The organism is Aeromonas sanarellii, assembly GCF_000820085.1.
Lineage (GTDB): Bacteria > Pseudomonadota > Gammaproteobacteria > Enterobacterales > Aeromonadaceae > Aeromonas > Aeromonas sanarellii.
Map to the genome: position 1 here is coordinate 1 of NZ_CDBN01000031.1, position 10,565 is coordinate 10,565.

Sequence of the window (10,565 nt, forward strand, 5' to 3'; positions counted from 1 at the left end):
TCATTGGGTTGCATGGGGTTATTAGACGCCACGTCTAGAAATAATGCAAGCCCAGGGCTGGCGGGATGGGGCGGGGCGAAAAACAGCGAGGGCGCCAGTGGCGCCCTCGCATCGGTTGACGTTGGTTTCTCAACTGCGCAGCTTGTTGTAGACAAACAGCACTATCAAGGCGCCGACGGTGGCGATGATGATGCTCGGCANNATGCCGAGCAGGGTGCTGACATAGCCCCCCACCATGGCACCGACCACCCCCAGGATCACCGTCATGAAGAAACCGCCGCCATCCTTGCCCGGCATGATCCACTTGGCCAGGATGCCGACGATCAATCCCAATACCACCCAGGTAAGAAATCCCATGGTCATCTCCTCGTTGTGTGCAAAGAATGTGTGCAAAGAACCAGAGTATACGCAGGGATCCGGGTTGTATCCCGCCGCGGGTCGGCGTGAGTCAGAGGTGGTCATATGAGGCTCTTGCTCTGCCCCTTCCCGGCAGGAGACCTCAGCCCAGGGTGCGGGTGTCGAGCCGCTGCCCGGCAGGGGTGCACACCAGCACCGAGCCCTGCTCGAACCAGTCCCCCAGCACGATGCGCCGCGCCCCTCGCCCATCCAGGGAGAAGTCGTGGATGGCGGGTCTGTGGGTGTGGCCGTGGATCATCAGGCGGCAGTCGTGCCGGCGCAGCATGTCGTCCACTGCGGCCGGGGTCACGTCCATGATGGCCTGCTGCTTGGTGGCATTTTCCATCTGGCTTTGACCCCGCATCTTGCAGGCGATAGCGCGGCGCCGGGTCAGCGGTAGGCGCAGGAAGAGCCAGCGCAGCCACTTCTGCTGGGTGATGCGGCGAAACTTCTGATAGCCCTCATCCCGGGTGCAGAGCAGATCCCCGTGGCTCAGCAGCACCCGCTCGCCGTACAGCTCGATGACGCAGGGGTCGCCGAGCAGGGTCATGCCGGCCTGCTTGGCAAACTGGCGCCCCAGCAGGAAGTCGCGGTTGCCGTGGATGAAGTAGAGGGGCACCCCCTGCTGGCTCAGGGCGAGAAAGGCCTCGGCCACCTCGCGGTGCAGCGGGTTGGGGTCGTCGTCCCCAATCCAGAATTCGAACAGATCCCCCAGCACATAGAGGGCGTCCGCGCCGGGGGCGTCGTGCTCGAGAAAGCGCACCAGGGCGGCCGTCATGTCGGGCCTGCCTTGGCTGAGGTGAATGTCACTGATAAAGAGCGTGCTCATGAGGTCCTGGGCATCGTGGTTAAGAGTCCTCGGCGCGGGCGCAAGGCGGTGCATCGCCTTGGGCCGGGCGGGCGAGGGGAGAGGGTGACCAGCACAGCCCCGCGAGACTGCGCCCCTCCAGGGTCAGCAGCGCCGCGTAAGGGTCGCCAAAGAGGCCCAGCAGGCGGCAGATGGCGGCTTCCCCCTTGAGCCCGTCTTCCAGACGCAGGCGTCGCACTTCCTGGTGGAAGGGCTCGCCAAAGTGGGCCAGCAGGGCGGCCATCAGGCTGAGGTGGCGCCAGCCGTGAAGGCGCTCGAGGGGAGCGGGGGTGATATAGAGCTCAAGGGGCCAGCTCTGGCCATCGGGCCCGAGCCGGGTCTGCTCGGCGAGCCAGACCTGCTCGCCCTTGCCCCGCACCTGCCAGCCTTGTGCTGCCAGTGTCGCGGCCAGAGAGGCCGGGTCCGGGTGCTGGCAGAGGATGTCGAGATCGCTGCCGGGCCGGTCGAGCCCGATGGCGACCGTGCTCACCAGGGCCAGATCGCTGCACATGGGGCCAAGCTCATCCCACAGGCCGTCGCCTAGCAGGGCATGGGCCGAGCGCTGGCGCGGGTTGCCCTGGGCCAGGTAGTCGAGGCGGCGCCAGTTCGGGGCGACAGATGGAAAAACTGCGGCCGGGGCCGCAGTTGTGTCAGAGCCTGGCCGGCAGGAATTACTCGGCAAGGGTCACCTTGGTGATCACCACGTCTTCGGTCGGGACGTCCTGGTGCATGCGGCCGTAGTTGCCGGTCTTCACGCCCTTGATCTTGTTGACCACGTCCATGCCGGCGGTCACTTCACCGAACACGCAGTAGCCGAAGCCCTGGGTGGTGGCGGACTTGAAGTCCAGGAAGTCGTTGTTGTTCACGTTGATGAAGAACTGGGCGCTGGCGGAGTGCGGCTCCATGGTGCGGGCCATGGCAATGGTGCCGACCTTGTTGGACAGACCGTTGGCCGCCTCGTTCTTGATGGGGGCGCGGGTGTCTTTCTCTTCGAAGCCCGGGGCATAGCCGCCGCCCTGGATCATGAAGCCGTCGATGACGCGGTGGAAGATGGTGTTGTCGTAGTGGCCGTCACGGCAGTATTGCAGGAAGTTGGCCACGGTTTCCGGGGCTTTTTCCGCGTTCAGGGTGAGGGTGATGTCGCCGTGGTTGGTATGCAGAGTGACCATGAGTTGTCCTTTCATTGAATGCGGGCGACAGGGTGCCCGCAGGTGTATGGCATAAAGTGGTGGCAATTCTAGCCCATCAGGGCCTTGCGGCATAGATGGCAGGGGGGAGAGTCGGCTTTTCTGCCTCGTTTTCTATACCGGATGCGGGTAGAATGGCAGGCCATTTTACTCACAGGCAGTGGTCATAAGATGCTGAAGATATACAACACACTCACTCGTCAAAAAGAAGAATTCAAACCTATCCACCCGGGCAAGGTGGGCATGTATGTGTGTGGCGTCACTATCTATGATCACTGTCATATCGGCCACGGTCGCACCTTCGTCGCCTTCGACGTGGTGGCCCGCTACCTGCGCTACGCCGGGTACGATCTCACCTATGTGCGCAACATCACCGACGTGGACGACAAGATCATCAAGCGCGCTGCCGAAACGCACGTGACCTGTGACGATCTCACCGAGCGCCTGATCGGCGACATGCACCAGGACTTCGACGCCCTCGGCATGGTGCGCCCGGACATCGAGCCGCGCGCCACCGCCCACATCGGCGAGATCATCGCCATGGTGCAGCTGCTGCTGGATCGCGGCCATGCCTACGTGGCGGACAATGGTGACGTCATGTTCATCGTCGACTCCTTCGACGAGTACGGCAGGCTCTCCGGTCAGGATCTGGAGCAGCTGCAGGCCGGCGCCCGCGTGGACGTGGTGGATGCCAAGCGCAACCCCCTCGACTTCGTGCTGTGGAAGATGTCCAAGCCCGGCGAGCCGACCTGGGAAAGCCCCTGGGGCCCGGGCCGTCCCGGCTGGCACATCGAGTGCTCCGCCATGAACTCCAAGCACCTGGGAAACCACTTCGACATCCATGGCGGCGGCTCCGATCTGCAGTTCCCCCACCACGAGAACGAGATCGCCCAGTCCTGCTGCGCCCACGGTGGCGACTACGTCAACACCTGGATGCACAGCGGCATGGTGATGGTGGATAAAGAGAAGATGTCCAAGTCCCTCGGCAACTTCTTCACCATCCGCGACGTCCTGGCCCACTACGATCCAGAGACCGTGCGCTACTTCCTGATGTCCGGCCACTATCGCAGCCAGCTCAACTACTCGGAAGATAACCTGAAGCAGGCCCGCGCCGCGCTGGAGCGCATGTACACCGCCCTGCGGGATCTGCCGGTGGCGGCCGCCGCCGGTGGTGACGAGCAGGTGGCCCGCTTCAAGGAGGCCATGGACGACGACTTCAACACCCCGGAAGCCTACTCCGCCCTGTTCGACCTGGTGCGCGAGATCAACCGCCAGAAGGCCGAAGACGTGGCCGTCGCCGCCGGCCTGGGTGCCCGCCTGCGGGAACTCGGCGCCGTGCTCGGCATCCTGCAACAGGATCCGGACGCTTTCCTGAAGGGTGACGAGGCTGACGACGAGGTGGCCGAGATCGAGCGCCTGATTGCCGAGCGCAATCAGGCCCGCGCCGACAAGAACTGGGCCGCGGCGGATGCCGCCCGCAACCGTCTCACCGAGATGGGCATCGTGCTGGAAGACAGTGCCGGCAAGACCAGCTGGCGCCGCGCCTAAGATCGGTGGCGCTGCTCGCGCCAACCGGTTGAGCCAATAAAAAACCGCAGCCCTGGGGCTGCGGTTTTTGTTTGTGGCCTGCCGAAGCCTCGGCATCCTTCGGTCTGATCCCCTCGTCCCTTGGGGGAGAGGGTTAGGGTGAGGGGAGCTAATGTCATTCCTCGGCTGAATGCCGTCTAAGGCCTTAATGGCATGGCTCCGCCATGCAGGACGCGAGGGCGCTGCCCTCGACAGGGTTTCGCCCGCCCTTCGGGCTGGGGCGAGTGACTTTGGAAAGACCCAAAGTCACCAAAGGTCTTCTCCCCCGGCAAACCGCCCGCTTCGCGGGTTCCCTCGTCTCGTCCAACGGGTCGGACGGAGCGCCGCAGACGGCACATCCCTGTGCCGACTGCGGCTGCGCCATCATCCCTGATGGCGCTCCTGACCCGTTGAACTCGACACGGCGGTTTGCAGGGGGAGCCAATACCGTGCCAGTCCGTGGTTTTAGCGTGCATGTTGACCGCCTTTCCCGCTGAAAGGGGAGAGCTGTGCAAGGGGGGAAATAAGGTTTTAGCTTGAGTGACAAAGTGTTTGGGGAATAGAAATAAAAACCGCAGCTCAAGGCTGCGGTTTGAGGATTTTTTTCGATGAAACCTAGTTCATAGCCGTATTTTATGTGGATAAACTTGGTTATGCCAAATCTTGGATACCATATTTTCGCTCTCTTTTTTCAAAAGCATAACTACCGCCTTCGAGAATATTGCAGATATCTGCTCGTATGCCGGAATTCTCTCGCACGTTACCATCTTCAACGGCACCTGACTTATATTTAATGTGTTCGCCTTGGTTGTCGGCTATTATTATTTGTTCAGAGTCCGTATTGACAACTAAATTTGCGTTATGGGTGACGATTATGACTTGACGATATTTTTTGATTTTCCTAAACAGTGGGACTAGTTGGGACATAATAAACTCATTATCTAGATCATCTTCAGGCTGATCAAATACAAAAGGGCTTCCGAAGGGATCTGTCGCTAATTTTAAACAAACATAGAAAGTACCTCGCTGGCCAACAGATAGCTTATTCACGGACTTCCCTTTATATTGGAAGTCTGCGTTGGTATAGAGATATTTTTTAATGCTTGAAGGCGAGTGAAGATAATTCAATAGTTCAAATCTCCCTCCCTTGTTAAAAAACTCTTGCATCCAAAGAAAGGCTTCCAAGTTTATTTTATCACCATCGCAATTTATTATATTTTCACCGGAAACGAGTCTAAAATAATCGTCGCTTGAGTTTACACAGAAAGTCTCCATCAATCTGTCAAAAGTGCTTTTTTCATTTGTACTTCTAAATTTACCCCTGTTTAAACATTCTTCAATGCCACTGTAGAATTGCTCTTTATTAAATACTATAGCGCCATTAATATGAATGTCTGAGAGTATTTCTTGAACTAAAGTGTTTTGCTCCTCATTCCAGTGGGGTTGCTTACGCTGAAGTTTTAGAAAAGCATTATCTATATTATTTTTTTGTTCCTCTATATAGTCTTTATACTTTAATAATAACTCTCCGCGAGACTGTACTAATTTATGATAATCTTGAGTTCTCTGATTTATTTCTTCTAGTTTTGAGGATGCATGGTCAATTGATTTTTGATATTCAGTCACTTTTGTAAGTAGTGAGGAAATGTCTTGATTAATACCTTGCAATTTAAATTGCTCAGCAATTAAATTGTTTGCAAGTGATAGCTCTTCTATTTTAGTTTTAGATGTTTCAATGTTTTGATTTATAGGGTTCTGAAGTGCATTTTCATTTAATAATGGAGACTTTATTACCGAACAAGTGTGAGAGTTAAGGAGCTCTATTCTTTGGTTTATTTCTGATATGTATCTATTAAAAAGAGCAATGGAGTTTCTTGCTTCATTGATAAAGTTATTGTGTTCATTGATATTCTTTGAATTTTGTTGGTATTTCTCTATAAGTAATTTGTTTTGTGGGTTTGTAAGTGTGCTAATTAATTGAGTGTTATTGTCGATAATACTTTGTTGGTATGTCGGATTGTTTATTCTCTGGTTTTGAGAGTTAACATCTTCCCAGTATTCAACGAACGCTCTATATCTACTTAAGTTATTCGAAATTTCAGAGTTAGTTACGGGGTCAAATTCAGTACCATAAATTCTTAGCATTCTCTTTATTTCGTCACTAAGATCATCTGGTTTTTGACTAAAATGCTGGACATCTCCCTGAGAAACATGAAGATAAGAGTATGTGTTTTCTGGAGAGTCGAACCTTAATACTGTTCCATCACCTTGATCTAATTCAACGCATAAGTTTTCACTGCTTACCATCCGAGCATTGGAGTGCTCAGATAAGTGGTTGAAGCGAGAATGCATGGCATCTAAAAATAGACTTTTGCCTGTACCTCTTCCACCAATTATTGTTACAAGATTTGGGTTTAGTGGTATTTTTTGGCTATAAAAAGAGATTTCCTCACCAGAAAATATATTTCCACCCAACTCAACAGATTTAAACCAAGGTTTTAAATATTGTTTCTCAATGAAGTTATCAGTTTGTTGTACGCGAAGGTCTGGTTCAATAATAGCCTGCCTTAAACCTTCAAATGTAGGCTTTGCCTTAACCCAAGAGTACATAGTTCCTATTGATGCTATTTTATGTGCATCAGATGCATAGAATACAGGTTTTTGCTTAGCTCCCTCGTATCGTTCTTTATTTAGAAAGAAGCTTCTATCTTGAGGTCTACCTAAAATAATCTGACATCTTTTCTCAATTTCTATAGCAATAGCTAAAGACCTTCCTTCTTTTGTATCTGGCCTAAACCCACCATAACCATTTGGACAGGCTGCAATCAAAAAATCAATGCCAAACTTTAAATTGTGATTTAAATGCTCAATTAATAAATCAAACTTAACTGTTGCTTCTGATGTTTTAACCTTGGAGTCAGTGAAGGATTCTTGTGAACAGTATATTTTTTTACCGTCAGGTGTAGTGTTTGAGATTGGAAGAGTTGATAAGATAGAGTTAATTTTTTGGCTTGTGATATTTTCTGATAATATGCAGTGAACGTTAATCCATTCACCATCTTTGTTCTGTTGGTCTATACGAAACTCAAGATTACCTAATACAGTATGCTCAACACCTTTCTCTTTAATTTTATCTCTGATAAGCTCTAGTTCATTTTCCTTAAAAAAGAAATAATTTGTAATTCCAGTCAGTTTTAGATTTGACGCTACGATGGTATCAATAAATTCATCTATAGATGTATTTCCAAACTCATTGGCTTGATGTGTAAATGGGGAGTGCACATGTAAGTCCCATTTATTCCATATTGAACCGATCATTTATTATCCTTGCCTGTGTATGTTGGGGGGGGTAATTTAATAACTATATCCATAGGTTCGATTAGAGAAGCGTAATCGGGCGTTAGAGAAATAAGGTTTTATTACGGTGAAATATTCACTATTGGACCGTCTATATACAGCTGTTTCCCGATAGGGATATGTGCCACTTGCTGCTGTACTCACCATGATTTTTTCACCAATGAAGCTACGTTGATAATTCTTGTTTCATTGGTGAGGCAATCTGGTCACGCCATGGGGTGGCGAGGGGCCGGATCAGAGATAACAACCCTCCCGCTCATTGCCCCGAATAGATTGGGGGCTGTTAACTGGCCTCGCGGCTGAAGGTTCGGGGTTGCCCCCTGTTGTTTGCCGAGGTGAGGGCACAAGGTCAGGAGCGCCGTCATGGACGACGGCGCAGACGCAGGCGGTACAGGGATGTACCGTCTGCGTCGTTCCGCCAGACCTTTTGCCTGAACCGAGGGCACCCGACGCAGGAGGGCGAACAAGCGGGGGTGGCCGCTCGATTGGTGACTTTTCTTTGGCCACGCAAAGAAAAGTCACTCGCCAAGCCGCGCAGCGGCGGCGAAACCCCGTCGAGGGCAGCGCCCTCGTGTTCTGCACGGCGAAGCCGTGCCAATCAGGCTAGTGACCCCTCACCCTAGCCCTCTCCCGCAAGGGGAGAGGGAATTGTTACCGTGGTGCAATGCGCTCCGCTTATTGCACCCTACCGCTCTCCCGCAGGGGGAGAGGGGACGGTTACCGTGGTGCAATGCGCTCCGCTTATTGCACCCTACCGCTCTCCCGCCGGGGGAGAGGGGACGGTTACCGCGGACGATTACGCTTCGCTAATCGACCCTACACACTTATTGCACCCTACGTTGGTGGGGGAGGGGCGGGGAGCCTCGTCGAGGGTGAAACCTCGCCCCTTGCCGCAGGCGCGGGATGCCGGGCTGGCACCTTGCCGAGACCCGGGAAGTTGGCCAAATTCCGTCGCTGCCGCCCCTGGCTGTCGCTACCACAATGCGCCGCTGACCCGACGGGACGAAACAGGGGCCAACGGGCACCCATTCCCATCCTACGGAGCCGAGAGGACCCGATCCATGGATATTGCTGGCTCAAGTGTCAGAATGGATTGATTTTTTGCGCTGGTTCAAAGTTATGGTCCGGGGCGGGCCGCCGGGCGGGGCTGCGGGACGGCCAAACGGTGAAAACGGCGGGATTTCCCCCCGTGAGGCCCACACTGGCGCTTGCGGCGGGTGTCCCGAGTTGGCTAAGGTGTCCGGCAAGCACGTGCACCTTGGGAGATTGGCATGGACAACATATTGCAGGCTCTGTCGGTACAGGTCACCGGGGCACGGGATCTGGAGAGCCTGACCCGGCCCCTGCTGGAGATGCTGGAGACGGTGACGGGACTGGAGTCGACCTACCTCACCCAGATCGATCTCCAGCAGAGCACCCAGCACATCCTGTTTGCCCGCAACGCGGCCGGGCTGCAGATCCCGGAGGGGGCGACGGTGGAGTGGCACGACACCCTGTGCCGGCGGGCCATCGACGAGGATCGCCGCTACAGCGACGACGTCACCGACAGCTGGGGGGATTCCCAGGCGGCCAGGGCCCTCGGCATTCGCACCTACCTGAGCAGCCCGGTGCGCACCTCGTCCGGCTCCCTCTACGGCACCCTGTGCGGTGCCAGCGCCGAGCGCAAACCCCTGGTGGCGGGGGCGGAACACCTGATCGCCTTCTTCGCGCGGCTCATCGCCGAGCACGTGGAGCGGGAGCAACTGCTGCACCAGCTGCAGCAGGCCAACAACGAACTCTCCCGCCAGGCCCTGTCCGATCCCCTGACCGGGCTGCCCAACCGCCGGGCCCTGATGCTGGAGCTCGCCCGCCTCTTCTCCCTCTCGGAGCGGGCCGGCCATCCGGTGCTTATCGCCTTTATCGATCTCGACGGCTTCAAGGGGGTCAACGACACCCACGGTCACGACGCGGGGGATCTGCTGCTCGTCGCCATGGCGCGGCAACTGAGCGAGACTCTGCGCGGCGGCGACATGCTGGCGCGGGTAGGGGGGGACGAGTTTGTCGCCGTGGGCATGGGGCCCATCCCGGAGGCGCAGACGGTGGAGGCGGCGGTGCAAACCTTCCAGCGCCGGCTGTTCGAACACAGCGTGCTGCAACTGCCCCTCGGCAGCGAGCAGTCACTTCACTACCCCGGCGCCAGCGTGGGGGTAGTGGCGGTCGATCCTGGGCAGATCAGCGTCGACGAGGCCCTGCGCCAGGCCGATGCGCGCATGTATGCGGTCAAGCGCCAGCGCCGCGCACAGGAAGAGAACCCGGTGCCGCCGCGCCCCCATTGAGGCAACGGGCCCCGGCAAAGGCGCGAGGTCGGCTTGATATGGCCCATGGTGACCCGGGCCCCCGGGTGCTAGGATGTCGCCCCTCTATCAGTGCGGAGCCCCCTTCATGACAACCCCCCTTATCGACCGTGTTCGCGCCCTGGGGGCGCGGGCGGCCGCGCTCGTCGCCGGCCTCTCGGAGTTCCAGCAGCGCATCTGGGTGGTCAGCATCGTGCACGATGCCTACACCGACACCTTTATCGTGAACGAAGGGAGCTTCGAGGAGCCCATGCAGTGGATGCACCGCAAGGGTTACAGCGCCGAGATGCTGGCCCGGGTCGAGGCCATGACCCGCTCCCAGGTGATCCAGCTCGAGCTGGGCGGGCAGTACCACCGCCTGATGCGGGTGAAGTAGGGACGGCGACGGGCTCAGGGGGCGGGGAAGTACTTGTGCTGGATCTGCTGGAACTCGCTGCTGGCCAGCACCTGGGTCAGGCCGTGCTGGAACTCCTTGACCAGGGCATCGTCCACCGGGTGGCTGAAGGCGAAGCAGAACTGCTCCGAGCTCAGCACCCAGCGCACCGCGAACCGGGCGGGATCCAGCTGCTGGGCCTTGATGAGGTCCATCAGGGTGGACTTGTTGCTGGAGATGAGGTCGACCCGGCCCGAGGTGAGCATCTTGAGCGCCTGGGGGAGGCGGTTCGCGGTCATGATCTTCTGCTCGTCGAAGCCGCCGTTGAGCAGCAGTTGCTCCCCCACGTCGGCGCGCACCGCGCCTATGGTGTACTGCTGGGCATCCTCGGGCCGGGTGAGGGTCAATGGGCGGCTGGCGAGGCCCATCAGCACTATCTCGGCATAGCCGATGGGGCAGGCCCACTTGAACAGCGGGTTGCGCGCCTCGGTGCGGGCGGTGGAGAA

The 10,565-nt window shown here is 56.3% G+C and carries 9 protein-coding genes; 3 read left to right on the forward strand and 6 right to left on the reverse strand.

Features of this window, described 5'->3' with window-relative positions; all coding sequences use genetic code 11:
- Nucleotides 1-129: 129 nt before the first annotated feature.
- The 4 genes from BN1132_RS06205 to BN1132_RS06220 all read right to left on the reverse strand — a co-directional run bounded on the left by BN1132_RS06205 (nt 130) and on the right by BN1132_RS06220 (nt 2,412).
- On the reverse strand, nt 130-357 hold the full coding sequence (locus tag BN1132_RS06205) for a GlsB/YeaQ/YmgE family stress response membrane protein (RefSeq protein WP_042076016.1): 228 nt from the start codon (nt 355-357) through the stop codon (nt 130-132).
- Nucleotides 358-499: 142 nt separating this feature from the next.
- The gene (gene lpxH, locus BN1132_RS06210; protein WP_042076019.1) at nt 500-1,225 is read right to left on the reverse strand and encodes a UDP-2,3-diacylglucosamine diphosphatase; all 726 of its coding nucleotides are present in this window, start codon (nt 1,223-1,225) and stop codon (nt 500-502) included.
- Nucleotides 1,226-1,244: 19 nt separating this feature from the next.
- Complete coding sequence (locus tag BN1132_RS06215; RefSeq protein ID WP_042076020.1) at nt 1,245-1,925, reverse strand: DUF4269 domain-containing protein; 681 nt, start codon at nt 1,923-1,925, stop codon at nt 1,245-1,247.
- Entirely contained in the window at nt 1,915-2,412 is a 498-nt protein-coding gene (locus tag BN1132_RS06220; RefSeq protein ID WP_042076022.1) for a peptidylprolyl isomerase, read from the reverse strand. Before BN1132_RS06220 ends, BN1132_RS06215 begins: the two co-directional genes overlap by 11 nt.
- Nucleotides 2,413-2,601: 189 nt before the next feature.
- Between BN1132_RS06220 and cysS the strand changes: the two genes are divergently transcribed.
- Nucleotides 2,602-3,978 (forward strand): cysteine--tRNA ligase, encoded by a 1,377-nt coding sequence (gene cysS / locus BN1132_RS06225; RefSeq protein WP_042076024.1) that lies wholly within the window; start codon nt 2,602-2,604, stop codon nt 3,976-3,978.
- Between the two features lie 669 nt (nt 3,979-4,647).
- On the opposite strand, the gene BN1132_RS19400 is transcribed toward cysS, so the two are convergent.
- Nucleotides 4,648-7,314 (reverse strand): TrlF family AAA-like ATPase, encoded by a 2,667-nt coding sequence (locus BN1132_RS19400; RefSeq protein ID WP_084202629.1) that lies wholly within the window; start codon nt 7,312-7,314, stop codon nt 4,648-4,650.
- A 1,310-nt stretch (nt 7,315-8,624) separates the two neighbouring features.
- Between BN1132_RS19400 and BN1132_RS06230 the strand changes: the two genes are divergently transcribed.
- Together BN1132_RS06230 and BN1132_RS06235 are read left to right on the forward strand one after the other, a co-directional pair.
- Nucleotides 8,625-9,668: a GGDEF domain-containing protein gene (locus tag BN1132_RS06230; RefSeq protein WP_042076025.1), complete on the forward strand. Its 1,044-nt coding sequence runs from the start codon at nt 8,625-8,627 to the stop codon at nt 9,666-9,668.
- Nucleotides 9,669-9,774: 106 nt separating this feature from the next.
- Nucleotides 9,775-10,062, forward strand: a complete 288-nt coding sequence (locus tag BN1132_RS06235) for a hypothetical protein (RefSeq protein ID WP_042076027.1) — start codon at nt 9,775-9,777, stop codon at nt 10,060-10,062.
- A gap of 14 nt (nt 10,063-10,076) precedes the next feature.
- On the opposite strand, the gene BN1132_RS06240 is transcribed toward BN1132_RS06235, so the two are convergent.
- A partial coding sequence (locus BN1132_RS06240; protein WP_042076028.1) for a substrate-binding periplasmic protein occupies nt 10,077-10,565 on the reverse strand: 489 nt, incomplete at its 5' end.